24 protein-coding genes are annotated in these 25006 nt (G+C 62.8%); 16 read left to right on the forward strand and 8 right to left on the reverse strand.

The genetic code is table 11. The features are described from left to right. Positions 1–182: 182 nt before the first annotated feature. On the forward strand, positions 183–1781 hold the full coding sequence (locus tag LGR44_RS11840) for an alpha-amylase family glycosyl hydrolase (RefSeq protein WP_226741079.1): 1599 nt from the start codon (positions 183–185) through the stop codon (positions 1779–1781). Here the strand turns inward: LGR44_RS11840 and LGR44_RS11845 are convergent. After that, positions 1755–2435: a TetR/AcrR family transcriptional regulator gene (locus LGR44_RS11845; protein WP_226740663.1), complete on the reverse strand. Its 681-nt coding sequence runs from the start codon at positions 2433–2435 to the stop codon at positions 1755–1757. The two genes, LGR44_RS11840 and LGR44_RS11845, sit on opposite strands and share 27 nt — an antisense overlap. 78 nt (positions 2436–2513) lie before the next feature. Here LGR44_RS11845 and LGR44_RS11850 point away from each other — a divergent pair, with 78 nt between their 5' ends. The 7 genes from LGR44_RS11850 to LGR44_RS11880 all read left to right on the forward strand — a co-directional run bounded on the left by LGR44_RS11850 (position 2514) and on the right by LGR44_RS11880 (position 8010). Further along, positions 2514–4070: a 4-hydroxyphenylacetate 3-hydroxylase family protein gene (locus tag LGR44_RS11850; RefSeq protein ID WP_226740665.1), complete on the forward strand. Its 1557-nt coding sequence runs from the start codon at positions 2514–2516 to the stop codon at positions 4068–4070. A 182-nt stretch (positions 4071–4252) separates the two neighbouring features. Further along, positions 4253–4531 (forward strand): hypothetical protein, encoded by a 279-nt coding sequence (locus LGR44_RS11855; protein ID WP_226740667.1) that lies wholly within the window; start codon positions 4253–4255, stop codon positions 4529–4531. A gap of 225 nt (positions 4532–4756) precedes the next feature. After that, positions 4757–5563 carry a septum site-determining protein MinD gene (minD, locus tag LGR44_RS11860; protein ID WP_226740669.1) on the forward strand — a complete coding sequence of 269 codons (807 nt, stop codon included), beginning with the start codon at positions 4757–4759 and terminating at the stop codon, positions 5561–5563. Continuing rightward, entirely contained in the window at positions 5560–5832 is a 273-nt protein-coding gene (minE, locus tag LGR44_RS11865; protein WP_226740671.1) for a cell division topological specificity factor MinE, read from the forward strand. The genes minD and minE overlap by 4 nt, the downstream gene beginning before the upstream one ends. Positions 5833–6082: 250 nt before the next feature. After that, a complete protein-coding gene (locus LGR44_RS11870) occupies positions 6083–6337 on the forward strand; it encodes a SemiSWEET transporter (RefSeq protein WP_226740673.1) in 255 nt (84 codons plus the stop codon). A 51-nt stretch (positions 6338–6388) separates the two neighbouring features. Beyond that, positions 6389–7057: an HAD family hydrolase gene (locus LGR44_RS11875; RefSeq protein ID WP_226740675.1), complete on the forward strand. Its 669-nt coding sequence runs from the start codon at positions 6389–6391 to the stop codon at positions 7055–7057. Between the two features lie 41 nt (positions 7058–7098). Further along, a complete protein-coding gene (locus LGR44_RS11880; RefSeq protein WP_226740677.1) occupies positions 7099–8010 on the forward strand; it encodes a histone deacetylase family protein in 912 nt (303 codons plus the stop codon). Positions 8011–8073: 63 nt separating this feature from the next. Here LGR44_RS11880 and LGR44_RS11885 read toward each other — a convergent pair whose 3' ends face one another. Further along, positions 8074–11544, reverse strand: a complete 3471-nt coding sequence (locus LGR44_RS11885) for an indolepyruvate ferredoxin oxidoreductase family protein (protein WP_226740679.1) — start codon at positions 11542–11544, stop codon at positions 8074–8076. Positions 11545–11703: 159 nt separating this feature from the next. On the opposite strand from LGR44_RS11885, the gene LGR44_RS11890 reads away from it, so the two are divergent. After that, a complete protein-coding gene (locus LGR44_RS11890; RefSeq protein WP_226740681.1) occupies positions 11704–12159 on the forward strand; it encodes an Lrp/AsnC family transcriptional regulator in 456 nt (151 codons plus the stop codon). Positions 12160–12178: 19 nt separating this feature from the next. Here the strand turns inward: LGR44_RS11890 and LGR44_RS11895 are convergent, their stop codons facing one another. The 5 genes from LGR44_RS11895 to paaZ form a co-directional block, all read right to left on the reverse strand. Continuing rightward, a complete protein-coding gene (locus LGR44_RS11895) occupies positions 12179–12604 on the reverse strand; it encodes a PaaI family thioesterase (RefSeq protein WP_226740682.1) in 426 nt (141 codons plus the stop codon). Between the two features lie 119 nt (positions 12605–12723). After that, positions 12724–13035, reverse strand: a complete 312-nt coding sequence (locus tag LGR44_RS11900) for an EthD family reductase (RefSeq protein WP_226740684.1) — start codon at positions 13033–13035, stop codon at positions 12724–12726. An 84-nt stretch (positions 13036–13119) separates the two neighbouring features. Continuing rightward, positions 13120–14322 carry a 3-oxoadipyl-CoA thiolase gene (gene pcaF / locus LGR44_RS11905; protein ID WP_226740686.1) on the reverse strand — a complete coding sequence of 401 codons (1203 nt, stop codon included), beginning with the start codon at positions 14320–14322 and terminating at the stop codon, positions 13120–13122. A gap of 31 nt (positions 14323–14353) precedes the next feature. After that, complete coding sequence (locus tag LGR44_RS11910; protein ID WP_226740688.1) at positions 14354–16465, reverse strand: 3-hydroxyacyl-CoA dehydrogenase NAD-binding domain-containing protein; 2112 nt, start codon at positions 16463–16465, stop codon at positions 14354–14356. Beyond that, a complete protein-coding gene (gene paaZ / locus LGR44_RS11915) occupies positions 16462–18489 on the reverse strand; it encodes a phenylacetic acid degradation bifunctional protein PaaZ (protein WP_226740690.1) in 2028 nt (675 codons plus the stop codon). The genes LGR44_RS11910 and paaZ overlap by 4 nt, the downstream gene beginning before the upstream one ends. Positions 18490–18702: 213 nt before the next feature. Between paaZ and LGR44_RS11920 the strand changes: the two genes are divergently transcribed. The 7 genes from LGR44_RS11920 (at position 18703) to LGR44_RS11950 (ending at position 24338) form a co-directional block, all read left to right on the forward strand. Beyond that, the gene (locus LGR44_RS11920; protein ID WP_226740692.1) at positions 18703–19602 is read left to right on the forward strand and encodes a PaaX family transcriptional regulator C-terminal domain-containing protein; all 900 of its coding nucleotides are present in this window, start codon (positions 18703–18705) and stop codon (positions 19600–19602) included. Positions 19603–19832: 230 nt separating this feature from the next. Then, positions 19833–20828, forward strand: coding sequence for a 1,2-phenylacetyl-CoA epoxidase subunit PaaA (paaA, locus tag LGR44_RS11925; RefSeq protein WP_226740695.1), 996 nt, complete (start codon positions 19833–19835; stop codon positions 20826–20828). Positions 20829–20842: 14 nt separating this feature from the next. Then, positions 20843–21133, forward strand: a complete 291-nt coding sequence (gene paaB, locus LGR44_RS11930; protein ID WP_226740698.1) for a 1,2-phenylacetyl-CoA epoxidase subunit PaaB — start codon at positions 20843–20845, stop codon at positions 21131–21133. Continuing rightward, the gene (gene paaC / locus LGR44_RS11935) at positions 21133–21891 is read left to right on the forward strand and encodes a 1,2-phenylacetyl-CoA epoxidase subunit PaaC (protein WP_226740701.1); all 759 of its coding nucleotides are present in this window, start codon (positions 21133–21135) and stop codon (positions 21889–21891) included. The genes paaB and paaC overlap by 1 nt, the downstream gene beginning before the upstream one ends. A 7-nt stretch (positions 21892–21898) precedes the next feature. Further along, positions 21899–22414 carry a 1,2-phenylacetyl-CoA epoxidase subunit PaaD gene (paaD, locus tag LGR44_RS11940; protein WP_226740704.1) on the forward strand — a complete coding sequence of 172 codons (516 nt, stop codon included), beginning with the start codon at positions 21899–21901 and terminating at the stop codon, positions 22412–22414. A gap of 16 nt (positions 22415–22430) precedes the next feature. Then, on the forward strand, positions 22431–23507 hold the full coding sequence (gene paaE / locus LGR44_RS11945) for a 1,2-phenylacetyl-CoA epoxidase subunit PaaE (protein ID WP_226740708.1): 1077 nt from the start codon (positions 22431–22433) through the stop codon (positions 23505–23507). A gap of 15 nt (positions 23508–23522) precedes the next feature. Next, positions 23523–24338, forward strand: coding sequence for a Phenylacetic acid catabolic protein (locus LGR44_RS11950; RefSeq protein WP_226740712.1), 816 nt, complete (start codon positions 23523–23525; stop codon positions 24336–24338). 29 nt (positions 24339–24367) lie between these two features. On the opposite strand, the gene LGR44_RS11955 is transcribed toward LGR44_RS11950, so the two are convergent. After that, entirely contained in the window at positions 24368–25003 is a 636-nt protein-coding gene (locus tag LGR44_RS11955; RefSeq protein WP_226740714.1) for a TetR/AcrR family transcriptional regulator, read from the reverse strand. Positions 25004–25006 lie beyond the last annotated feature (3 nt).

Consider the following 25006-nt stretch of genomic DNA (forward strand, 5'->3'; position numbering starts at 1 on the left):
GCCTCGAAGAGAAAGCGCTGGAGAGCCTTCGGTTCCTCAAGGTAGGATTCTTCAGAAGGCGACAGACCCTGTCCCCTCCGGCGTCATGGCCGGAGGGCGGAACCATCACCAAGGGCAAGCCATTGGCATTTGATCCACTTTCAGAGGTGTACGGACCACAAGAGCGAGCGGAGAGCATGTCCATGCCTGAAACCACCTGGTGGAAGCGCGGAATCGTCTACCAGATCTATCCCCGTTCATTTCATGATACGAACGGCGACGGCATCGGCGATCTTCAAGGGATCTCCCAAAGGCTCGATTACCTGCAATGGCTGGGAGTCGATGCTATCTGGATCTCTCCGATCTTTCCGTCCCCGATGGCTGATTTCGGCTATGACGTTTCAGACTATTGCGGCATCGATCCGATCTTCGGCACTCTCGACGATTTCGACAGGGTCCTTGAACAGGCACATTCCCGAAACCTGAAGGTCATTCTGGATTTTGTCCCGAACCATACATCCGACCAACACCCATGGTTTCTTGAGAGCCGCTCGTCGCGAACGAATCCGAAGCGGGATTGGTATATCTGGCGCGATCCGGCTCCGGGCGGCGGAGTGCCGAACAACTGGATCAGCAATTTCGGCGGACCTGCCTGGGAGTGGGACGAGGCGACGGGGCAGTATTACTATCATGCCTTCCTGAAGGAGCAGCCGGACCTCAACTGGCGTAATCCGGAAGTCAGGGAAGCAATGTTCGATAGCCTGCGCTTCTGGCTCCGGCGCGGTGTGGACGGCTTCCGGGTCGATGTCATCTGGCACCTCATCAAGGATGCCGAGTTCCGGAACAACCCTCCCAATCCCGGCTACCAGTCGCATCAGGCGGAGATCAACAGGTACCTCCAAGTCCACTCGGCCGACCAGCCGGAGGTCCATGACGTGATCGCTGCGATGCGCCAGGTTTTGGAGGAGTACGAAGACAGGGTGCTGATCGGCGAGATCTATCTGCCCCTGGAGCGCCTTGTTGCCTATTACGGTAAGGACCTATCAGGAGCGCATCTCCCCTTCAACTTCCAGCTGATCCAGACCGCGTGGAACGCGCACGTAATCGAAAAGCTTGTCAACGAGTATGAAGGGGTCCTGCCCGACGGCGGATGGCCGAATTGGGTTCTCGGCAATCACGATCAGCCGCGCATTGGTGCCAGAATCGGCAAGGCGCAGGCCCGGGTCGCGGCGATGCTGCTGCTGACCCTGCGGGGAACGCCTACCATGTACTACGGCGACGAAATCGGTATGACGAAGGTCGAGATCCCGCCCGAATCCGTGCAGGACCCATGGGAGAAGAACGAACCAGGTCTCGGCCTCGGTCGTGATCCCGCACGCACGCCAATGCAATGGGATTCCTCTCCGAATGCCGGTTTCACCCCCGGCGAGCCGTGGCTGCCGCTCGCGCCGGATTTCCAGACCTGCAACGTGGAAGTGCTGTCCCAGGATTCAGGCTCTATTCTATGTCTCTACCGGCGCCTCATCGATCTGCGCCGTCGCCACCTGGCCCTCAGCATCGGACAGTATTTGCCGGTGCAATCCGGTGGGCAGGTCTTCGCGTATGAGCGCCGACATGGAGCGGAGCGGTTGCTCATCGCGCTTAATTTCGGCCATGTATCTCAGGCTATCGACCTGCCTGACAGGGTTGGAAAGGCGCGTGTGCTGCTGTCGACGGTTCGGAGCGGAGAATGGCATGTGGAGGCCGGCTGCCTGGATCTGGCTCCGGACGAGGGGCTAATCGTTGCTCTTGAGGAAGGATAGGGCAGGGGCGGCCGCTTGGGCGCCTACGAGCCTTTCCAACTGCCCGATCCTCTCGTCGATATAGCGCTCCATCAAGCCGGGAGCTGATGTTCCGAACATCCTGATGCGGCCGGTATGCGCCAGAAGGAGCATTCCGGCCGCATGAGCGAAGGTGTCGACCATCATGAGGTCCGCCTCTTCTTGAGAAGCTCCCATTGCGCGGGCTGCTTCCGCGATCGGCAGAAGTGCGGCTGCGAGGCCGGCATTGAGCTGCTCGTCACGCTCGCGGCCCAGTCCCTTCGGCTTCATGCCTCCCCGGAACAGGTAGAATCCGAGGTCGAGATCTCGTGGATTGTCCGCATAGTACTTGAAAAAGGCCATGGCTGCGGCCCTCAGGCGTGGGGCAGGGCCATTGGTGTTGGCGACCGCCGTGGCCACGGCCTCCCTCAGATTGTTGAGCGAGGCCTGAAGCACTTCTGCATAGATCGCCTCCTTGGACTCGAAATGGAAATACAGCGCCGCGGGCGTGTAGCCCGCTTCCGCTGCGATGGCACGGAGCGAGGCGCCATCCAGACCTTCGGTCTCGAAAATCGTCCGCGCGGCCTCCAGGATAAGGCTGCGCTTCAGGTCTCGAACAGCCTGGGCTCGCCCTCGTTTGCGCGGTTCCGCTGTCATTCCGGCCTACTTTCGTCGATGCTTGACGGATTTTTCTAACACTGTTCAAATACCACAACAAGCTCAGAGGAGCCCGCCATGCTGATGAATGCCGCCGAGTACCGGGAGTCGCTACGTGCTTACAAGCCGCGCGTCTTCGTCAACGGGAGCGCTGTCGAGAGCGTTGCGGACGAGCCTCTTCTTGCGCCAGGAGTGAGCGCGGTCGGGATCACCTACGATCTGGCTCACAGGGTGGAGCATCTGCCGATCATGACAGCGCGGCAGGGCACGTCCGGCAAGATCGTCAACCGGATGCTACACATCAACGAGAGTTCGACGGATCTGCTTTACAAGCTTGAGGCGGTCCGACTGGTCTGCAAGATCTCGGGATGTGCCCAGCGCTATCTCAGCCACGATGCTCTCAACGGCATTTACCAGGCGACCAAGCGGACCGATGAGGTTCATGGCACCGATTATGCCCAGCGTTTTCTCAACTATCTTCATGAAGTGCAGGATCGAGACCTGACACTCGGTGTCGCCATGACGGACGCCAAGGGCGATCGTTCGAGGCGGCCGGGTCAGCAGGTCAATCCCGATGTGTACGTTCATATCAAGGAGCGTCGCCCGGACGGCATCGTGATCCGCGGCACCAAGGCTATCGTGACCGGTGCTCCTTACATGCATGAGTTCCTTGTCATGCCATGCCGGACGCATACGAGCGAGGATGCCGACTTCGCGGTGTGCTGTGCGGTGCCTGTCGATGCGCCCGGAGTGACTATCGTAGCGCGCCCTGCCGGTCGCCCGGGTGAGGCGGCCGCGAAGTTCTCCGCAAAATACGGACAATCGACCGGCGTGGTGATCTTCGATGACGTGTTCGTGCCCCATGACCGGGTGTTTCTTGCGGGTGAACATGAGGAGGGCGGCTTTCTCACCACGTCCTATGCCACCCATCACCGTCATTCCTGCATCGGAGCCCGTGCTGGCTTCGGGGACCTTCTGATCGGCGCCGGTGCGCTCATGATCGAGGCGAACGGCCTCGACCCCGACAGGCACGGGCATATCAGGGAAGCCATGGTCGATCTCATCACGATCACGGAGGGATTTTATGCCTGCGGTGTGGCCTCCTCCGTCTACTGCGTGAAGGATCCGGGTGGTTCCGTGATGCCGGATGCGGTGTTCTCCAACATCGGAAAGCTCCTGCTCGCCACGAAGATCTACGACATGCACAAGCTGGCTCATTATGTGTCAGGCGGGCTGATCGTGGCCTTGCCGGGCCCGGACGAGGACCACAATCCCATGACCCAGGCCTCCTTGTCGGCTGTTCTGGGCGGGCGGCCCGACATCCCGATGGAGCAGCGGATGGAGGTTTCCCGTCTGATCGAGGACCTGACCGTTTCCCACCAGGCGGGCTGGTATTCCGTGATTTCCTTGCACGGGGGCGGCTCGCCCGAGGCGATGAAGCGCGAGATCTGGCGCAACTATCCCGTCATGGAGAAGATGGAGCTGGTCGAAGGCCTGCTGGACCGCGGCGTTCTCGATGAAGGCAGGCGCATATCGAAACAGCCGGGACGCTGCTGCGCAACCGGCTGCGAGGTGCCAAGCGTGCCGACAGAAGGCTCAAGGATTGATGAACAGGTTCCTACGGCCGCCGAGTAAATAGTGGCACCTCGAGAGAGGGGCGGCAAGGGCACACGGATAGGGCCGTATGATAACGGCCTTTGAACCTTTGTCGGTGATGATGGCCGAGGTAGCGTGGGCCCTCCCGTCCCGAACAGGGGCACAAGGCCCGCAGGAGGCCGGCCCTCGGCCATCTGGCCTGATCGTGCAAGGAGCCGAACATGAACGATGACGCGGAATCCGTCGCGACGCGGCTATGGCGCGACCGCGCTCAGATCCGTGAGCAGGAGCGCGACGACGCGATGGCCCGCCTCCGGATCGCCGAGGAAAAAGTGGCGATTCTCCTGGCCGAGAATGACCGGCTCGCCTCGGAAAATGCCCGGTTGCGCGCGCTCTCCGGTCCTGACAGCGGCCAGGGCGAGACCGAACTGCAGATGGAGGCTCTGAGGGGCGCTCTCCTGCCTCTGCTGTCCCAACACGGCGGGATCATGAATTCGTAACGCTTTTCCTTCATATAGCGGTGCACTGGTCGAGGATACTCCTTTTGCGCCAAGCCCCATTAACCTTCCGCTAACCATGTTGGTCGTGAACTGATGTGCAGCGATACGTAGCAGTCGCGATAGCTGCAACCGGCTTCCGTCCACCAATCCCGCTCGCGGTTCTGCGCAGGCCGGCTGGTGATGCAGTCGCAAGGACAGCTCTAGACCCTTAGCGGGAGGATGTGGATGGCAAAGGTTCTCGTTGTGACGTCAGGCAAGGGAGGAGTCGGCAAGACGACTTCGACGGCGGCTCTGGGTGCGGCGTTGGCGCAGAACAACCAGAAAGTCGCTGTCGTCGATTTCGATGTCGGACTGCGCAACCTGGACCTGATCATGGGCGCCGAACAGCGGGTCGTTTTCGACCTGATCAACGTAATCAAGGGCGATGCGAAGCTGTCCCAGGCGCTGATCCGCGATAAGCGGATCGATACTCTCTCGCTTCTTCCCGCATCCCAGACCCGGGACAAGGACAACCTGACCGAGGAGGGGGTCGCCCGCGTCATCAGCGAGCTGCGCGAGCAATTCGACTGGATCATCTGCGACAGCCCTGCCGGAATCGAGCGAGGAGCCACTCTGGCGATGCGGCATGCCGATGTTGCCGTTGTCGTAACCAATCCGGAAGTCTCCTCTATCCGGGATTCCGACCGGATCATCGGTCTTCTCGACGCAAAGACGGAGAAAGCGGAGCAGGGCGACAGGGTGGAGAAGCACCTTCTGCTCACCCGCTACGACACGGCTCGCGCCCAGCGTGGCGAAATCCTGAAGGTCGACGACGTCCTCGATATCTTATCCATACCGCTGCTCGGCATCATCCCGGAGAGCCCCGATGTGCTGCGGGCATCCAATATCGGGGCACCGGTCACGTTGGGAAGTCCGAACAGCGTCGCGGCCCGCGCCTATCTCGATGCCGCAAGGCGTCTGAGCGGTGAAGTCATCGCTCCGCAGGAGAAGCGGGGCCTGCTGAGCAAGTTGTTTACACGGAGAGCCGCATGAACATCTTCAAATTCCTCAACCGCCGGACATCGGCGCCTGTCGCCCGCGAGCGTCTCCAGGTCCTGCTGGCGCACGAGCGCACGATCGTGGGAGGGCAGGACGATCTCGTCGCAACGCTCCGGGAGGAGATCCTGGCGGTGATCGCCAAGCACATGGCCGTGGAGCACGACAACGTCCAGATCAAAATGGATCGTGGCGCTTCCGTCTCGACGCTCGAGGTCGATATCGAAATCCCGACGGCTAAAACCGGAATGCGCCCGGCAGCTTGACCGAGGGCTCCTCACGCGGGGCCCAATGGAGGGGACCGGCGTGCTCCGGCCGGTCTCCCTGTTGGATCTCACATGTCGAATGATTGAGCGGCAGCATCGAGGCCCGTGAGTCATGGGGGGATGAGACTGCTGCGCAAGCTTGACCTGTGGATCCGGGAATGGCTCCACGCCTGCTTGAAATTCCTCTTGATCGTTGTGCGGAACTCCTGATCCGACGCGGCGTTAACGTGCCTTTCCAAATGGATTGGCGATGGCTCTTCTCGATTATGCCGGCTATGCCGCGGCGGTTTGCACGACCGGCGCATACATCCCCCAGGTGCTTCGCGTCTGGCGCACCCGATCAACTCAGGATATCTCGCTCAAGATGTTCCTGGTGCTGGTGACTGGCCTGTCTCTCTGGCTCGTCTACGGCATCTGGAAGAGTGAAATCCCGCTCATCATCGCGAACAGCATCACGCTCATGCTTGCGAGCACCATTCTCTATTTCAAGCTCAAGCATGGCTAAAAAGCTCCGCTTGCCTGCTCTTTCTGGTCAAAGCATTTCTCAGGAGCGCCAATGATCAAGGCGGTGATATTCGACGTTGACGGTACGCTGATCGATACCGTCGATCTGCATGCGGCAGCATGGGTTGAGGCACTCAAGCATTTCGGCTTCGAAGTGGCATTCCAGGACATGCGGGCACAGATCGGAAAGGGTGGCGATCAAATCCTCCACGGGCTTCTCCCGCCTGATCTCGTGAGCGAAAAGGGAGAGGAGATTCGGGAGTTTCGCACCAACCTGTTCAAGAGCGACTACCTGCCCAGGGCGCGAGCTTTCCCTGGCGTGCGGGATCTGTTCGAGACCCTCAGGGACAGGGGAAAGCGGGTCGTGCTCGCCTCGTCCGGCAAGGAGGACGAGGTGGAGCACTACAAGGAGATCGCCAATATCGCCGATCTTGTCGAGGACTCCACCTCATCAGACGATGCGGAGCGCTCGAAGCCTTTTCCGGACATCTTTCGCGCAGCCTTGGCTAAGCTCGGACCCCTGACGGCGGAGGAGGTCGTCGTTGTCGGTGATACGCCTTACGATGCAGAAGCAGCCCGTAAGGCGGGCATCAGGTCGGTGGGGGTTCTGTGCGGAGGCTTCCCGGAGGATGCTCTCCGGGCCGCCGGCTGCATTGCGGTCTATGATGGCCCGGAAGACCTCCTGGTCCGCCTGGACCGATCCGTGCTTGCCGATCGTTGAACGCGTTGCCGGACGCGGATGGGGAGCTACAATAGGCATTCATGCCATTACCGATCGTATCACACCCGGCCTATCAGGCTGCGCTTCCCGACGGGCATCGGTTTCCGATGCGAAAATACGGGCGCTTGGCCGAGATTTTGCACGGGAAGGGGCTTGCCTCCCATGGCTTTATCGTACCCGATGAGGCTGGGGCGGATCTCATCGCGCTTGCTCATCACCCGGTTTATGTGGATCAGGTCTGTACCTGCTCAGTCCCGCGCGAGATCGAACGCCGGATAGGCTTGCCGGTGGATGAGGGCGTGGTACGCCGCGCGCGAGCCTCCGCTGGCGGTACGCTGTTGGCCTCGAAGCTCGCCCTTCAACATGGCTTGGCCGGGAGCACGGCGGGTGGCAGCCACCATGGACAGCGCGAAACCGGAGCGGGCTTTTGCGTGTTCAATGATGTCGCCATTGCGGCTAAAGCCCTGAAACATGAGGGGCGGATCCATCGAGCGCTCGTGGTCGATCTCGACGTTCATCAGGGTGACGGCACGGCCGATTGCCTGCGTGACGATGCAGACTTGTTCACCTTCTCGGTTCACGCCGAGAAAAACTACCCGGTCCGCAAGATTCCGAGCGATCTCGATATCGGCCTTCCTGACGGCGTACAGGATGATGCGTACCTCGATGTGCTACGGGCGCATCTGCCACGGCTGCTCGATGCTCTTGCGCCCGATCTCGTGTTCCTGAATGCGGGTGTCGATCCACACCGCGACGACAAGCTGGGGCGCCTCGCTCTCTCCGACGAAGGCCTGCGCCGGCGGGACAGCTTGGTCATCGAAGAGACGCGCACCCGCGGCATCCCGTTGGTGGCGGTCATCGGAGGTGGCTATTCGGCCGATATTGATGCCCTGGCCCACCGTCATGCGATCGTGTTCGAGGCGATGGCGACCTGGCACGAAGCCAGCGCCTGAGGTCAGGACTCCGGATTTCGGATCGGACCTCCGCTGTGAAAGCGCAAAGCCACCCCGGCTTTCCTATGCTCGAAGCGCTTCCGGCTGCCGGGTGTCGAGAACGACCGCCTCCGTGGCGAGGCGCTTTACGCGCTGTTCGACGTCTGACTTGACCTTCTGTATCGCGGCTTCCTTGACCGGCCCATAACCCCGGATCTCCATGGGAGCCCTGGCAATCGCCACGAGATCGGGAAGGCGATCTGCGCTCAACCTGTCGAGGAACATGTCGATCTGCTTCTCGTACCATGCGATCAGCGCCCGCTCCGTCCGTCGCTCGGCCGTGTATCCGAAGATATCGAACGGTGTGTTTCGCAGGACCTTCAGGCGCGCCAGGACTTTCATCGGCGTTTGAACCCATGGCCCGAAAGCGTGCTTTCGCGGTCGCCCGCGCGCGTCGCGCTTCGTGGGCAGGAGCGGCGGCGCCAGGTGGTACTTCACCTTGTAGTTTCCGTCGAACTCCCGCTGCAACTCGTCAAGAAAGCCGGTTTCCATATGAAGGCGCGCGACTTCATACTCGTCCTTGTAGGACATCAGCTTGAACAGGGAGCGTGCGACCGCGTCGGTCAATGCCTCCGATCCGAGGGCGGCCTCGGCCGCGCGAACTCTGGCGACGGTGTCCGCGTAGCGTGCAGCATAGGCCGCATCCTGATATGCAGTCAGGAAGTCGATCCTTCGTGCGATCACTTGGTCCAAGGTCTCCGGTTCTTCCGGCCTGTCGCCGGCCGCGTGCCGCACGAACTCCGGATCGGCGCTGAAGAGACGGCCCCAGGCGAACGCTTCCCGGTTTTTCTTGACCGAGACCCCATTGAGCTCGATAGCCCGCGAGAGCGCCTCGAGGGAAACGGGAACGAGGCCCTGCTGCCACGCGAAGCCCAGCATCATGACATTGGCGTAGACCGTGTCGCCGAGCAGCGTTTCGGCCAGGGCATTGGCATTGATTGCCGCAAGGTTGCCGGAACCCAGTACCCGCTCCATCGACCGCAGGCGTGTCTTGCTCGCGAGGTCGGCATCTCGGAAGCGCACGACATCGCCTGTCGGCATCTCGGCCGTATTGACGACGGCGCGCGTTCCAGGACGATAGGTTCCGGAAGCCTTGGGCGAAGAACTGACGACGAGATCGCAACCGATCAGAGCATCCGCCGCCCCCTGGTCGATACGAACCTGATGAAGCTCGTCGGGACGTGCGGCAATGCGGATGTAGCTGAGAACCGGCCCGAATTTCTGGGCGAAGCCGGTAAAGTCGAGAACCGAAACTCCTCTGCCCTCAAGATGCGCAGCCATGCTGATGAGCGCCCCGACAGTGACGACGCCGGTTCCGCCTACACCTGTGACCAGCAGATCGAAGGGCTTCTCGAGAGACGGCAGGGCAGGGGCCGAAAGGTTCATGGCGCGTGCGCCGGCGTCTATCCCGCTCGTGGTTCTGGCGCGGCGCTTGGCTCCCTCCACTGTGACGAAGCTCGGACAGAAGCCGCCGAGGCACGAGAAGTCCTTGTTACAGGTCGAGAGGTTGATCTTGCGCTTGCGGCCGAACGGCGTTTCCTTCGGCTCGACGCTGAGGCAGTTCGAGGCGACGGAGCAATCGCCGCAGCCTTCGCAGACCAGATCGTTGATATAGGCGAAACGGGCGGGATCCTCCATTTGACCCCGCTTGCGACGGCGGCGCTTTTCGGTGGCGCAGGTCTGCTCATAGATCAGCACCGTGACGCCCGGAATCTCCCGCAACTCCTTCTGCACGGAATCGAGATCGTCCCTGGAATGGATGGTGACCCCGCCGGGCAAATCCGCAGGCACGAATTTGGACGGATCGTCCGACACCAGCGCGATGCGGGAGACGCCCTCGGCGCGCACGCTGTGGGCGATGGCATAGACGCTGACCGGGCCGTCGACCGGTTGGCCGCCGGTCATGGCGACGGCATCGTTGAACAGGATCTTGTAGGTGATGTTGGCGCGCGCTGCGATGGCTTGCCGGATCGCCATGGAGCCGGAGTGATAGTAGGTCCCTTCGCCGAGGTTCTGGAAAATGTGACCTTTCCCTGTGAACCTGGAGGACGCGGCCCAGTTCACGCCTTCTCCGCCCATCTGGATCAGCGACGAGGTGTCCCGATCCATCCAACTCGCCATGAAGTGACAGCCGATTCCTGCGAGCGCCTTCGATCCTTCCGGCACCTTCGTGGATGTGTTGTGGGGGCAGCCGGAGCAGAAATAAGGGGTGCGGGTCGCGCCCTGCACGGAGATCACCCGTTCGGAATCCGGTATGAGCGCTGCAGCGCGGTCTGCAAGGTTGAGGTCGGGAAAGATGGGATCCAGCCGCTTGGCCAGGACGCCGGCTAGGAAGCGCGGAGACAGCTCGCCCGTCCACGGGATCAGGCGCGCGCCGGTCTCGTCGTGCTTGCCGACCATGCGCTCGGGCTTGGAGCCCGGATAGTCGTAGAAATACTCCTTGAACTGGCTTTCGATGATCCCGCGCTTTTCCTCGATGACGAGGATCTCGCGCTTGCCCTTCACGAATTCCATCGCATCGTGCAGCGGGAGCGGCCACACCATTCCGACCTTGTAGATATCGATCCCGTGCTGCCGGCAGGCTCCTTCGTCGAGCCCGATCAGCCGGAGCGCCTCCATCAGATCGAGGTGGGCCTTGCCCGAGGTGACGATGCCGTATGTCGCCCAGGGGATGTCGTAGATGCGACGGTCGATCGGATTGGCCTTGGCGAAGGCATAGACCGCGTGCTTCTTGGCCTCCATCCGCTCCTCGATCTGGGGTCCGGGCAGATCCGGCCAACGATAGTGCAGGCCGCCGGGCGGGGGCGTGAAGTCCGGCTGGAGAAATGTCCGGGGAGGGCGCAGTTCGACCGAGGTGCCGGATTCCACAATTTCCGAAACCGCCTTGAAGCCGACCCACATGCCGGAGAAACGGCTTAACGCATAGCCGTACTCGCCGAATTCCAGATACTCGCTGACGCTTGCAGGATGCAGCGTCGGCATGAACCAGCTCATGAAAGCGACGTCGGATTGATGCGGCATCGATGAGGACACGCATCCGTGGTCGTCTCCTGCTACGACCAGCACGCCGCCGTGCGGCGACGATCCATAGGCATTGCCATGCTTCAGCGCATCGCCCGAGCGGTCGACGCCGGGGCCCTTGCCGTACCAGAGGCCGAAGACACCTTGGACCTGCCGGTTTGGGTCGGTCTCCACCTGCTGGGAGCCGAGTACGGCCGTCGCGGCGAGATCCTCGTTGACGGCTGGAAGGAACTCGATCCTGCTCGCTTCCAGCTGCTCCTTGACGCGCCAGAGTTCGAGGTCGAGGCCGCCGAGCGGCGAGCCCCTGTAGCCGGACACGAAGCCTGCGGTGTCGAGGCCTGCCGCCCTGTCCCGCCTGGCCTGATCGAGGAGGATCCGAACGATAGCCTGGGTCCCGGTCAGGAAGACCCGGCCCTTCTGGCGGGCGTAGCGGTCGGTGAGTTGATAGGCATCGAGCAACTGACCTGTATCCATCGACCTACCCCGGAACTATGAGCGAGCGTTGAGCTCGACAAGGATAACTCTGAACGCCTGGTAGGTGTTTCCTATTCTTTCCGCTCCGGAATGCCGATTTGGTAGAAAGATGCCGTGCGCTGCTATAGATGGTAGAAAATTCCAGAATCAGAGGATTTCATGATCGAAAAGCAGGACGAGCACATCCTTGCGCAGCTGCAGAAGGAGGGGCGGACGACGAACCAGCAACTGGCGGAAGACGTCGGCATGTCCACTTCGGCTTGCTGGCGGCGTGTGCGGGCTCTGGAGGATTCCCGGGTGATCGTTGGCTACTCGGCTCTGGTGGACCGCGAGAAGGCGGGGTTCGCCACCTCGGCAATCCTGCACGTTTCCCTGGAACGGCACGATGCGAAGTTCGTGGACGAGTTCGTTTCGCGCGTGACGGCGCGCGCCGAGGTTCTGGAATGCTTCGCGACGACCGGAGACGCCGATTACCACCTACGCGTGGTCGTGCGGGACATGAAGGCCTACAACGAATTCCTCGACGAGTTCATGTTCCGGCTGCCCGGTATCCGCTACGTGCGCACCAACGTAATCCTGAAGGAGATCAAGACCAGCGTGGCGCTGCCGTTCTGAAGAGCGGCCGGAGCCTTCGCTACTTGCCGTCGGGAAGCAGCGCATAAGCAAGTTGCGCCATGGCGACAGGGCGGCCATCCCCATCCGTCCTGAGCGTGACGCTGCCGAAGGCCATTGTGCGTCCGAGGCGGATGACCCGCGCCTCCGCAAGCACGTCCGCATTCGCAGCGGGGCGAAGGAAATGCATCGTCTGGTCGACCGTCGTCATGGGCCTGTAGGCCCTGGCTGCGGAGGACACGGCAAAGACCATCGCGGTGTCCGCCACGCTCATGAGTGCCTGTCCGCAGACCACCCCGTTGTCGCGACAGAGCTTATCGGAAAACGGCATGCGGAGAACGGCGCCGTCGGATTCCAGGCTTTCGATGCTCAGATCGAGATCTTGAATCCAGCGGGCAAAAACGCTGGTCAGCATCTGCTCCGCCGCCGCGCGGTCGAATTTGGTCATCGTTGCCCCCCTTTGTGATTTATCCGCCAAGGCTTCGCGCCTCATTCAATCGACATCCTTTGATGTCCCCGACGATAGCATCGTCAGAGCTTTTTCGAAGAGATGCCCGATCGCTTCGGCTAGCCGGCAATCTCGTTGATCTGCATGATCGGCTGGACATTGGTGAAGTTCGCGATGTCGGCGAAGATCTCCCGTCCGTGAGCTTTGCCCGCGTCCTTGAACTGCTGCAGAGAGCCGAATGTCAGCAATGCGATCATCCGGTACATCGGCGGATTGCCGTTCGGTTGTCCGACGCCGCTCAGGATCTGGACATCGGTCAGTCCGAGCTCGGTCCAGCGCTCCTTCACGAGCGGGATATGCTTTTGAAGGTAGTAATCCCTGTCGAAGGCGGCCTCCGCATCATTGGGATACATCACCGTAACCAGGATCATTCGCTTCCCCACCCGGTGGCATGGTTGTGATCGGCCGCCGGCGGGGCTCGCCCGTTCCGGCTGCCATGTTCATAAACCCCGAACCTAAACCGCTTCCAAGGTCAGGGCGATGCCTTGGCCGACACCGATGCACATCGTGGCCAGGGCGCGCCTGGCATTGCGGTGTCTCATCTCGATGGCCGCCGTAAGAGCCAGACGTGCCCCGGACATGCCGAGCGGATGGCCCAGCGCAATGGCGCCGCCGTTGGGATTGACGTGCTCCGGATCGTCCGGAAGGCCCAATTGGCGCAGGCAGGCCAGAGCTTGTGCCGCGAAAGCCTCGTTCAGCTCGATCAAGTCGAAATCCGAGACCTTCAGCCCCTGGCGCTCCAGGAGCTTGCGGGTTGCCGGAACGGGGCCGATGCCCATGATGCGGGGCTCGACGCCAGCCGTTCCGAGGCCGGTGATCCGAGCCAGCGGACGGAGGCCGAAGCGCTCGACCGCCGCCTCGGAGGCGACCAGAACCGCCGCCGCTCCGTCGTTGACGCCTGATGCGTTGCCCGCAGTGACCGATCCGTCCTTGCGAAACGGAGTCGAGAGCGCAGCGAGCTTTTCGAGGCTTGTCTCGCGGGGGTGCTCGTCCTTCTCCACAATGACGGGATCGCCCTTCTTTTGTGGAATCGACACCGGTGCGATTTCCTCGGCCAGTCGCCCGCTCCGCTGTGCGGCGGCGGCCCGTGCCTGGCTGCGGAGCGCGAAACGGTCCTGATCCTCACGCTTGATCTGGAAATCCTCGGCGACGTTCTCGGCCGTTTCAGGCATGGAATCGATGCCGTACTGCGCCTTCAGCACGGGATTGACGAAGCGCCAGCCGATGGTGGTGTCGTGGATCTCGGCCGAGCGTTGGAAGGCCTCCGTCGCTTTGCCCATCACCAGCGGCGCCCGGGTCATGGATTCCGTCCCGCCCGCGATGGCGAGGTCTATCTCGCCCGCCTTGATCGCACGCGCGGCGGCTCCTATGGCGTCGAGGCCGGAGCCGCACAGGCGGTTGATCGTCGTGCCAGGCACGCTGGTCGGCAGGCCGGCGAGCAGCGCGCACATGCGCGCGACGTTCCGGTTGTCCTCTCCGGCCTGGTTCGCACAGCCGAAGATCACCTCGTCGATGGCGTCGGACGCGACGGATGACTGCCTCTTCAGCAGTTCGCGGATGACATGCGCTCCCATGTCGTCCGGCCGCACTGAGGCAAGGCTGCCGCCATAGCGGCCGATCGGCGTCCGCACGCCGTCGACAAGATAGGCATCGGCCATGGTCCTAGCTCCTTCGTTGAGGTTTTCCGTATTAGGAATAGAAGCGTGCGCCCGAGGAGGCGCGGCTAACGAGGCCGGCAGCAGGCTCCCATCCCGGACCGTCCTGAGCGGCCCGTTCGGTAACCTTGTCGAGAATAGCCTGCAGACCGACGCGATCGGCCTCGAACAGAGGTCCGCCGCGCCAGGCAGGGTATCCGTAGCCGTGCATCATCACCACATCCACATCGAGCGGGCGCTCGACGATGTGCTCGTCGAGAATCTTGCTGGCTTCGTTGACGATGGCGGCCCGGATGCGCGCCTGAATCTCGTCGGCAGAGATCGGGCGACGGGTCAGCCCGCGGCGCCGCGACGCGTCTTCGACCAACTCCGTCACGAACGGATCGGGGATCCGCTTTCCGCCTTCGTAGCGATACCAGCCTGCACCGGTCTTGCGGCCGAAGCGGCCCGCCTCGCAGAGACGGTCGGCGACATCCACGTAGCGCTCGCGCGGGTCGCGCGTGGGCGCGAGGCGTTTGCGTCTTGCCCAGGAAATGTCGAGACCTGCCAGATCGGACACCGCGAACGGTCCCATCGGGAAGCCGAACGCTTCCATTGCCGCGTCGACCTCATGCGGCAGGGCGCCTTCCTCGATCAGATACTCCGCCTGCTGGCGATAGCGGGATAGGATGCGGTTGCCCACGAAGCCGTCGCAGACGCGGCAGACCACGGGCACTTTCCGCAAACGCTTCGCGACGGCGAGGCCCGTCGCCACCACGTCGGGCGCCGTCGTATCGGTCTTCACGATCTCGAGGAGCTTCATGATATTCGCAGGACTGAAGAAGTGCAGTCCCACCACGTCCGCCGGCCGTGTCGTGGCGTCGGCGATGGCACCGACGTCGAGATAACTGGTATTCGTCGCCAGCACCGTCCCGGGCGGGAGGATCCCGTCGAGATCGCGGAAGAGGGTGCGCTTGACCTCCATGTCCTCGAAAACGGCCTCGATCACCAAGTCACGGTCCGAGAGGGTCGCGAGGCCGACATCATAGCTGATCGAGGCCAGACGTTCGTTGCGGGTGGCGTCCGTGAGGCGACCGCTCGCAACCTGCTTGTCGTAAATGTCGGCAACCCTGGCGCGACCTGCCGCTAGGGCTTCTTCGCTCGTCTCGACCACCTTGATGTCGAAACCCGCATCCGCGAAGGCAACGGCAATTCCGGAACCCATTGTTCCGGCCCCGATGACCCCGACCTTTTGAACCGGGCGAGGTTCGACATTGTCGAGACCCGGCACCCGCGTGACCTCGCGCTCGGCGAAGAAGGCATGCCGCAGGGCGGCAGACTGCTCGGAGGAGCGGAGCTCCAGGAATGTTTCGCGTTCGCGCGCCATCCCTTCGTTCAGCGGAACGTCGGCGGCCAGCAGGGCAAGTTCGGCCGCCCTCACGGGCGCTTCTGCGCCTCTCGCTTTCCGGCGGATCTCGCCGAGTTTCGCGGCTGCGGCCTCTGCGCCCATTCGGGTCGCGGGCACGCCTCCCGTTCGCCGGAGCGGCTTGCCGATCAATTCCCGGGCGAGATCCATCGCGTCGGCGCGAAGATCTCCGGTCGAGATCCGGTCGGCCAAACCGAGATGCAAGGCCTCCGCAGCCTTCACGTTCCGGCCGCTCGAGACGAGGTCGATGGCGGCTTCCGTTCCGATCAGCCGGGGGAGCCGCTGCGTGCCGCCGGCACCAGGGACCAGGCCGAGCTTCACCTCGGGCAAGCCGAAGGACGCTTTGGCATCGACCACGCGCCCATGGCAGGCGAGGGCGATCTCGCATCCTCCACCGAGAGCCGTGCCGTGAAGGGCTGCGACGACAGGCTTGGAGCAGTCCTCGATCGCGTTGATCACGTCAGGCAGGTGCGGCTCGCGCGGGGGCTGTCCGAATTCCCGGATATCCGCGCCGGCCACGAAGGTGCGGCCCGCGCAGGCAATCACGGCAGCTTCGATCTCCGGGTCGAGATCGACCTCCCGGATTGCTTCGAGCAGGCCCGCCCGAACGGCCTGCGACGTCGCGTTCACGGGCGGATTGTCGATCTCGATCACGGCGACAGGTCCCGTCCGGAAGAGCCGAACGGGTTCGCTTGCAGTCCCGTCGGCTTGAGCAGGCGAGGGGGCTGAGATTGTCGTCATGGGCGCACCGCATTCATCGTGAGGAGCTCATAATTCGCGACTGTCTCGTCCTTGTCGGTCGTGATCTCCACGTCCCACCGCACCTCGCCATATTGCTCGTTGCGCGGCGACTTCGCCTTCGCCGTAAGACGCACCTTGATGGCCTCCCCCGGCTGCACGGGCTTGATGAAGCGCAGCGAGTCCAGCCCGTAATTGGCGAGAACCGGCCCCGGATCAGGATCGACGAAGAGACCGGCCGCGAACGACAGCAGCAGATAGCCGTGGGCCACGCGGCCCGGGAAGAACGGGTGGTCCTTCGTGGCTTCCTCGCTCATATGAGCATAGAAGGTATCGCCTGTGAATTCTGCAAAGTGTTCGATATCCTCGAGGGTGATCGTCCGCAGCTTTGAGACGAAGGTCTGCCCGATTTCGAGATCTTCGAAGTGGTAGCGGAAGGGATGCCGGTCCTTCTCGATTGCCGGCGCGCCCTTGATCCAGCTCTGCGTCACTTTGGAGAGCATGCCCGGCGAGCCTTGAAGGGCCGTACGCTGCATATAGTGATGCACGCCGCGCATGCCGCCCAGTTCCTCGCCGCCGCCGGCCCGGCCCGGACCGCCGTGGACCATGTGCGGCATCGGTGAGCCGTGGCCCGTCTGCTCCTTGGCGCAGTCGCGGTCGATCAGGACCAGGCGCCCGTGGAAGGCGCCGACGCCGAAGACGAGATCCGCCGCCGCGCCGGGGTCATAGGTGTAGAGCGATGCCACGAGACTGCCGTCGCCGCGGTTTGCCAGGGTGACGGCTTCGTCGAGCCCGTCATAGCCCATGACGGTGCAGACCGGGCCGAAGGCCTCGACCCGATGAACGTTGGTGGCGCGGATCGGATCCGGGCAGTGCAGGACGAGGGGAGGCATGAAGGCGCCGCGCTCGCGGTCCGCTCCCTCGACATTGAAGTTCTCCAGGTCCCCCACCACGATGTCGGCCTCGGCGCGGAGTTTCTCCACTTGGGCCAGCACATCACGCCGCTGTCCCAGACCGACCACGGGGCCCATGCGAACGTTCTCGAGTTCCGGATTGCCGATCTGAACCTTCGACAGACGCTCGCGCAAGGCGTCGATGACAGCCGGTACATGTGCGTTCGGAGCGATGGCACGGCGGATGGCCGTACACTTCTGGCCCGCCTTGACGGTCATCTCCTTCGCCACCTCCTTGACGAAGAGGTCGAATTCCGGCGTTCCGGGGCCTGCGTCGGGAGCAAGGATGGCGGCATTGAGCGAGTCGCGCTCGGCGATGAAGCGAACGGCCTCGCGCGCGATGACCGGGTGCCGCTGGAGCTTCTGGGCCGTGTCGGCCGACCCGGTGAACGAGACCACATCCTGACAGGTCAGGTGATCGAAGAGGTCGCCGGTGGATCCGATGACGCATTGAAGGGCGCCCTCGGGCAGAATCCCGGACTCCGCAATCATGCGGACGAGAGCGTGCGCTACGTAGGAGGTGATCGTCGCCGGCTTCGTGACTACGGGCACGCCGGCGAGCAGGGCCGGGGCGAGCTTTTCCAGCATGCCCCAGCACGGAAAGTTATAGGCGTTGATATGAACCGCGACTCCGTTCAGCGACGTCAGAACGTGCTGGCCGACGAAGCTTCCCGCCTTGGAGAGGGGCTCGACAGAGCCATCAAGAAGGAAGGTGGAGTTGGGCAACTCCCGCCGGCCCTTGGAGGCATAGACGAAGAGAGTGCCGATGCCGCCGTCCACGTCGATGAAGTTGTCGGATCGCGTGGTGCCGGTTTGGTAGGAAATCTTGTAGAGTTGCTCCTTGCGCTCGGTCAGATAGATCGCGAGACGCTTCAGAAGCTCGGCTCTCTGATGGAACGTTAGCCGCCGCAGATTGGGGCCGCCGACCTGCCGGGCATAGGCGAGGACCTCGCCCATATCCAGGCCGCCGCTGACGACCTGCGCGACGACGTCGCTCGTGACGGCGCTGCGAACTTCGGCCAGTTCCTGACCGGGAGCGGTCCAACTTCCGCGAACGAAGCTCTCAAGTCTCATATCGATACCCTGAATTGGTGTTCCCGCGCCCATGTGACGGCTGCGCTGTTTTCCGTATTATTAACCGACCGACCGGTTAGTCAAGGAATATTGGAAGCGCGGCTCCGGCCGTGCACGGCTCGACAGAGAAGCGCGGAAGAGGAATAGGTTAGCTGTGCAATATGCGAAAGGGCGCATGCCGCCCGAACCTGCAAAGGAACTGGAGTAGACCGCATGGCAGCGTTCGTTGAGGCCCTTCTGGATCGGTTTCACGAGAGGACGCCGATCAGGGCCGGTTCACTGATCGTGACGGTCTTCGGGGATGCGGTCGTTCCCCGCGGTGGGGTTCTGTCCCTGACCTCGCTCCATGAAATCATGAGGGCGTTCCGCATCAGCGACACGCTCGTACGGACGGCCTTGTCCCGCCTCGTCTCGGACGGCTGGTTCGAGCGGTGGAAGGTCGGGCGCAACAGCTATTACCAGCTCACCAGCCAGGGGCGGGGGGCCTTCGCCCAGGCGACGCAGAGGATCTATGCCGATCCGCCGCAGGATTGGCGGGGGGGCTTCGACCTCGTTCTGCTCGAGAACGCGCAGGATCGGCAGACTGCCAGGGCCAAGCTGTCGGAGGCGGGATATGGAGCCCTTGGACCCGATCTGTTCATAGCGGCAGCGGCGGCCACTGGCGGTGAGGGGGCGTTCCTGCGCCTGGCCGCGACACCGGCCGACCTGCCGACCGCCCGGCGGCTGGTGGAGCGGGCATGGCCGCTGGAGGAGATCGAAAGCCGTTATACGCGCTTCACCAACACCTATTCGGGAACGCTCAAGGCTCTCCAAAGCGGGGCCCCTTTCACCGATCTTGATGCGTTGCTGGTGCGGATCCTCCTGATCCACGACTACCGCCGGGCCGTTCTGAAGGACCCGCTGCTGCCGCCGCCGCTTCTGCCGGAACCCTGGGCCGGAACCGCGGCCCGGGCGCTCTGCGGGACGATCTACAAGACGTTGCTTCCTGCTGCGGAGCGCTGGATCGACGCCCATGCCCAGTACGACGAAGGAGCACTTCCGGAGGCTGACGGAGGTTTTCGCCAGCGCTTCGCAGCCTTCCCGGCGATTGCCGATGCGGGACTTCTCGGCTAATCCGTTACACAAATCTCTTGCATATCGTATTTTTTGTGACATATTGAGAGGGTTCGTAAGGTGCTCAAGCTCGGTTTGCTGTTCAATGTGGGCGCTGACGACCGAAACCGCGTTGTATTTCAGCCCTTGCGGGCACCCGCTCGATGCTGCCCGGGACCCGGTGATCTTCAACGGGGTCGTGGGGTGCGAAGTGAGGTGGCGACAAGGCAACGAAGGCAGGGAGAAACGCCATGTATGCACAGATGGTGAAAACGGGCGTCGATCACATCCAGTCCAAGGAGGAGATGTCTCCGGAGGAGCGCGCCTTCCAGGAGCGTGTCGACGCGGATATCAAGATCGAGCCCAAGGAATGGATGCCTGAAGCCTATCGCAAGACCCTGGTCCGGCAGATTTCCCAGCATGCCCATTCCGAGATCATCGGCATGCAGCCGGAGGGCAACTGGATCACGCGCGCGCCCACCCTGGAGCGGAAGGCGATCCTGCTCGCCAAGGTGCAGGACGAGGCAGGGCACGGCCTCTATCTCTATTGCGCCGCCGAGACCCTCGGCGTGACCCGTGATGAGCTGATGGAGCAGCTCAACAGCGGGAAGGCCAAGTATTCGAGCATCTTCAACTACCCGACGCTGACTTGGGCCGATATCGGGGCCATCGGCTGGCTGGTCGACGGCGCCGCGATCATGAATCAGGTGCCGCTGCAGCGGTGCTCCTACGGTCCCTATTCCCGCGCCATGATCCGGATCTGCAAGGAAGAGAGCTTTCATCAGCGGCAGGGCTACGACATCATGATGAAGCTCGCGAGCGGAACGCCCGAGCAGAAGCAGATGGCTCAGGATGCGCTGAATCGCTGGTGGTGGCCGTCCCTCATGATGTTCGGCCCGTCCGATGCGGATTCGGTGCACAGCGCCCAGTCGATGCGGTGGAAGATCAAGATCAACTCCAACGACGAGCTGCGCCAGAAATTCGTCGACCAGACGGTGCCTCAGGCCGAGTATCTCGGCCTCACCGTGCCGGATCCCGATCTCACGTGGAACGCGGAGCGCGGACACTACGATTTCGGCAAGATCGACTGGGACGAGTTCTATCAGGTGATCAACGGGAACGGCCCTTGCAACCGCCAGCGGCTGCGGACGCGGGTGAAGGCCTATGAGGAGGGGCGCTGGGTACGCGACGCGGCCGATGCCTATGCGGCCAAGAAAGCGGCGCGCGCCAAGGCTCAGGCTGCCTGAGCGGGAGGTAAATCATGACCGACAAGAAAGAATGGCCTCTCTGGGAGGTTTTCATCCGCAGCCAGCACGGCCTCGCTCACCGGCACGTCGGCAGCCTCCATGCTCCCGACGCCGAGATGGCGATCATGAATGCCCGCGACGTGTATACGCGTCGCAACGAGGGCGTCAGCATCTGGGTGGTTCGCGCATCGGACATCGCGGCCAGTTCGCCGAGCGAGAAGGGGCCGCTCTTCGAGCCTGCCAACAGCAAGGTCTATCGCCACCCGACCTTCTACGAAATTCCGGAAGAGCTGGGGCATATGTGATGGCCGAGCAGGAAGCCCTCTTCGAATATCTCCTGCGTCTCGGCGACAACGCCCTGATCCTGGGCCACCGTCTGTCGGAATGGTGCGGACATGCGCCGGCGCTGGAAGAGGATCTGGCTCTGTCCAACGTGGCCCTGGATCTGATCGGCCAGACGCAGCTCTGGCTGAATCTGGCCGGGGAGGTCGAAGGAAAGGGGCGGGACGCCAACAACCTTGCCTATCTCCGCGACGCGCGGGATTTCCGGAACGTCCTGCTGGTGGAGCAGCCGAACGGGGACTTCGCCGTCACGATGGCGCGGCAGTTCTATTTCGATGCCTGGCATTACCTGCTGCTGCGGGAGCTCATGAATTCCACTGACGGCCGCGTCGCCGAGATCGCCGCGAAAGGGCTTAAGGAGGTCACCTATCACCTGGAGCGGAGCCGCGAGTGGGTCGTCCGGCTCGGCGATGGGACCGAGGAGAGCCATGAGCGTATGCAGGCGGCTCTCGACGATCTCTGGATGTTCACGGGCGAGCTGTTCGAAGCCGACGAGGTGGATCAGGAAATGGTCCGCAGGGGGGTGGGGCCGGACCTCGGCGCCCTGCGCGAGCCGTGGCTCGGCCTGATGCGGGCAACCGCCGAAGAGGCCACTCTGACGCTGCCGCAGCCCGGATGGGCCCAGCGCGGCGGAAAACGCGGGATCCACTCGGAGCATCTCGGCTATATCCTGGCCGATCTTCAATTCCTGCAACGGGCCTATCCCAACGCCACGTGGTGAGGAGGCGATGACGAGCATCCTGGCGCGGCCGGACCCCGATCGGATCAAGAGCTGGCTGGAAGAGGTTCCGGATCCGGAGGTGCCGGCCGTCTCGGTCATGGATCTCGGTATCGTCCGGGATGTCCAGTGGGACGGCGATGAGCTCGTGGTGGCGATCACGCCGACCTATTCCGGCTGCCCCGCCACCAGCGTCATCGCCTTGGACATCGAGACAGCCCTGCGGGCGCGGGGGATCGAGCGACTTCGGATCGAGCGGCGCCTCTCGCCCCCCTGGACGACCGACTGGATCACGGAAGGCGGCCGGCGGCGGCTTGAAGCGTATGGTATTGCGCCTCCTGCGGAGAATGCCCGCACTCCCTCGCCCTTCGATCGCTTCCTGCGCAGCACGCCGCTTGTGATCGCCTGCCCGCGCTGCCGGTCCGAAAACACGTTCCGCGTCAGCGAGTTCGGGTCCACGCCGTGCAAGGCGCAGTATCAGTGCCGCGATTGCCTCGAGCCTTTCGACTATTTCAAGTGCATATGAAACGAGCGGACGCTCCATGACGAAGTTCTATCCGGTCACCGTCTCCGACATCAGGCGCGAGACCCGCGATGCCATCATCCTGACCCTCGACGTGCCGGAGGAGCACAAGGAGGCGTTCCGCTTCTCCCAGGGTCAGTATCTGACGCTGAGGACCAATATCGACGGAGATGAGGTCCGTCGGTCCTATTCCATCTGCGCCGCGCCGACGGATACCCGTCTGCGGGTGGGCATCAAGAAAATCGCGGGCGGCCTGTTCTCGAACTGGGCCAGCGAAAACCTGGCCCCCGGCCAGATGATCGAAGCCATGCCCCCGATGGGCAATTTCTTCGTTCCCCTCGACGAAAAGCGGAAGAGGCACTTCGTCGGATTCGCGGCGGGAAGCGGAATCACGCCGCTGCTCAGCATCGTGAAGGCGACGCTTCAAGCCGAACCTCAATCCTCGTTCACCCTGTTCTACGGCAACAGGGCTTCCAGCTCGATCATGTTCCGAGAGGAGCTCGAGGACCTCAAGAACGAGCACCTTGAGCGGTTCAGCCTCATCCACATCCTCAGCCGCGAGCAGCAGGATATCGACCTGTTCAACGGGCGCCTGAACAAGGAAAAGTGCGACCAGCTTCTCGACCATTGGATCGATGTATCGTCCATCGACACCGCCTTCATCTGCGGGCCGCAGGACATGATGCTGGGCGTTGCGCAAAGCCTCGAAGAGCACGGCCTCGACAAGCGCCAGATCAAATTCGAGCTCTTCGCCACCTCGACCCCGAGCCGCCGGCAGCGCAGGCCCGAGGAGGCGCAGACCGAGGACCGCAAGAATCTCTGCGAGGCGACGGTCATCATCGACGGACGCGCCCGGACCTTCTCGTTCGAGAAAGGCACGGCCTCGGTGCTCGATGCGGCAGCGGGCGAGGGGATGGAGCTTCCCTATGCCTGCAAGGGCGGCGTCTGCTCCACCTGCCGGGCGATGCTCGTGGAAGGCGAGGTCGATATGGACGCCAATTTCGCTCTGGAGGACTACGAGGTCGCCCGCGGCTACATCCTGACCTGCCAGAGCTACCCGGTGACTGACAGGATTCTTGTCGATTTCGACAAGTAACCGAGGGAGGATCCCATGGTCGATGAAGAGAGCCTCGTCAGCTTCGTCGCCGGCGGCGGTCGCCTGAGCGCTCCGGACAACGTGACGCCGCGCTACCGCGGCGAGCTCATGCGTCTCATGGCGATCTTCGTCGATTCTGAAATGGCCGGCGCATCCGGCTTTGCCGATTGCATCAACCTGGCTCCCGGTCTGAAGGAGCGCATCACGGCGACACGCATCGTCTTCGAAAAGTTCAATCATGCCCGTCGCGTTCTGGAGTTGATGGAGCAGTTCGGCGCCAATACCAGCCAGTATATCGGGGCGCATCCGTGGTCCTCGCGGCTCGACCGGAGCGTCAATCTCGGCACCCGTCGAATGGATGGGGACATGCGCCTCAACGTGTTCCATTACCCCATCAACGGTTGGGTCGACGCGGTGGTGATGAACTGGCTCATGGGGCAGGCGACCGTCGTGCAGATCGACGAGCTGACCCGAGGCTCCTATCAGCCGCTGGCCGATACGCTGTCGGAAATACTCCCGGTCGAGAAGCGCCATGCCGAACTCGGCGAGGAGGGGCTGCAGGTTGCCCTCGGCAAGGGGCACGACAAGGTCGATGCGCAGGCATCGGTGAACTACTGGTACCCGCGGGTGGCCGACACGTTCGGCCGCAGCCAGTCGGATCACTTCGACCAGCACCGGAAATATGGGCTGCGGCAGAAGAGCAGGGAGGAACTCCTCGCCCGGTGGCAGGAGGCCGTGCACCCTATCCTGCGCAGGCTCGAACTGAACGTGCCGCAGATCCGAGAGCCGGAAGAAGGATCGCCTCCTCCGAGGCAGCGGGTTTCGGCATAGGAGCCGACGCAGTCGCCGCTTCGAAAGCGTTACTCGGCCGCACTGGCGCGCTGAAGCATGCCGAACTGCTCCACATGGAGGTTGCGGGTGCCGTCCACGATCAGCTGCGCGACGATCTCGGCATAGTCGGAGCGGGTCACGTCTCCGTTGTTCTTGAACCATAGATAGTGCCAGTTGATCATGCCGAAGAGAGACATGGTCACCGGCTTGAGGAGCTTGGTTCTCTTCAGCTGGGGTGCAACGCCCGCCACGGCGTCGGAAAAGATCCGCACCAGGTCCCGCTCCATGGCCTTCAGCTCCGCCTGGCGTTCGGTCGGCAGCAGACGCAGGCCGTTGATCTGCACATTGTGCTGCGCATCCGCGTCGCGATAGGCCTCCAGCAGCGCAGCGATCAGCTCCTTGAGACGGGGTCCGGCCTCCAGCTCCGGACGGTCGGCCGCCTCGACCACCTCGAGCAGTTCCTCGAGATGGAAGCGGATGACGTCGAAGAGGAGCTCTTCCTTGTCCTTGTAGTAATGGTAAAGGTTCGCCTTGGAGACGCCGCAAGCCTCGGCGATTTTGCTCATCGACGCGCGGTCATAGCCGTGCTCGGCAAAGAGTTCGGCCGAGCGATCGAGGATCGCCCGGCGCTTGTCGTCGTAATCGTTGGCGCGTGTGCGTGCCATGTG

Origin of the sequence: Microvirga lenta, assembly GCF_020532555.1 — a bacterium.
GTDB lineage: Bacteria > Pseudomonadota > Alphaproteobacteria > Rhizobiales > Beijerinckiaceae > Microvirga > Microvirga lenta.

What these genes read in the sequence shown, in the direction of transcription:
- LGR44_RS11840 (WP_226741079.1), top strand. Translation starts at nt 183, where the DNA reads ATGCCTGAAACCACCTGGTGGAAGCGCGGAATCGTCTACCAGATCTAT.
- LGR44_RS11845 (WP_226740663.1), bottom strand. Translation starts at nt 2,435, where the DNA reads ATGACAGCGGAACCGCGCAAACGAGGGCGAGCCCAGGCTGTTCGAGAC.
- LGR44_RS11850 (WP_226740665.1), top strand. Translation starts at nt 2,514, where the DNA reads ATGCTGATGAATGCCGCCGAGTACCGGGAGTCGCTACGTGCTTACAAG.
- LGR44_RS11855 (WP_226740667.1), top strand. Translation starts at nt 4,253, where the DNA reads ATGAACGATGACGCGGAATCCGTCGCGACGCGGCTATGGCGCGACCGC.
- minD (WP_226740669.1), top strand. Translation starts at nt 4,757, where the DNA reads ATGGCAAAGGTTCTCGTTGTGACGTCAGGCAAGGGAGGAGTCGGCAAG.
- minE (WP_226740671.1), top strand. Translation starts at nt 5,560, where the DNA reads ATGAACATCTTCAAATTCCTCAACCGCCGGACATCGGCGCCTGTCGCC.
- LGR44_RS11870 (WP_226740673.1), top strand. Translation starts at nt 6,083, where the DNA reads ATGGCTCTTCTCGATTATGCCGGCTATGCCGCGGCGGTTTGCACGACC.
- LGR44_RS11875 (WP_226740675.1), top strand. Translation starts at nt 6,389, where the DNA reads ATGATCAAGGCGGTGATATTCGACGTTGACGGTACGCTGATCGATACC.
- LGR44_RS11880 (WP_226740677.1), top strand. Translation starts at nt 7,099, where the DNA reads ATGCCATTACCGATCGTATCACACCCGGCCTATCAGGCTGCGCTTCCC.
- LGR44_RS11885 (WP_226740679.1), bottom strand. Translation starts at nt 11,544, where the DNA reads ATGGATACAGGTCAGTTGCTCGATGCCTATCAACTCACCGACCGCTAC.
- LGR44_RS11890 (WP_226740681.1), top strand. Translation starts at nt 11,704, where the DNA reads ATGATCGAAAAGCAGGACGAGCACATCCTTGCGCAGCTGCAGAAGGAG.
- LGR44_RS11895 (WP_226740682.1), bottom strand. Translation starts at nt 12,604, where the DNA reads ATGACCAAATTCGACCGCGCGGCGGCGGAGCAGATGCTGACCAGCGTT.
- LGR44_RS11900 (WP_226740684.1), bottom strand. Translation starts at nt 13,035, where the DNA reads ATGATCCTGGTTACGGTGATGTATCCCAATGATGCGGAGGCCGCCTTC.
- pcaF (WP_226740686.1), bottom strand. Translation starts at nt 14,322, where the DNA reads ATGGCCGATGCCTATCTTGTCGACGGCGTGCGGACGCCGATCGGCCGC.
- LGR44_RS11910 (WP_226740688.1), bottom strand. Translation starts at nt 16,465, where the DNA reads ATGACGACAATCTCAGCCCCCTCGCCTGCTCAAGCCGACGGGACTGCA.
- paaZ (WP_226740690.1), bottom strand. Translation starts at nt 18,489, where the DNA reads ATGAGACTTGAGAGCTTCGTTCGCGGAAGTTGGACCGCTCCCGGTCAG.
- LGR44_RS11920 (WP_226740692.1), top strand. Translation starts at nt 18,703, where the DNA reads ATGGCAGCGTTCGTTGAGGCCCTTCTGGATCGGTTTCACGAGAGGACG.
- paaA (WP_226740695.1), top strand. Translation starts at nt 19,833, where the DNA reads ATGTATGCACAGATGGTGAAAACGGGCGTCGATCACATCCAGTCCAAG.
- paaB (WP_226740698.1), top strand. Translation starts at nt 20,843, where the DNA reads ATGACCGACAAGAAAGAATGGCCTCTCTGGGAGGTTTTCATCCGCAGC.
- paaC (WP_226740701.1), top strand. Translation starts at nt 21,133, where the DNA reads ATGGCCGAGCAGGAAGCCCTCTTCGAATATCTCCTGCGTCTCGGCGAC.
- paaD (WP_226740704.1), top strand. Translation starts at nt 21,899, where the DNA reads ATGACGAGCATCCTGGCGCGGCCGGACCCCGATCGGATCAAGAGCTGG.
- paaE (WP_226740708.1), top strand. Translation starts at nt 22,431, where the DNA reads ATGACGAAGTTCTATCCGGTCACCGTCTCCGACATCAGGCGCGAGACC.
- LGR44_RS11950 (WP_226740712.1), top strand. Translation starts at nt 23,523, where the DNA reads ATGGTCGATGAAGAGAGCCTCGTCAGCTTCGTCGCCGGCGGCGGTCGC.
- LGR44_RS11955 (WP_226740714.1), bottom strand. Translation starts at nt 25,003, where the DNA reads ATGGCACGCACACGCGCCAACGATTACGACGACAAGCGCCGGGCGATC.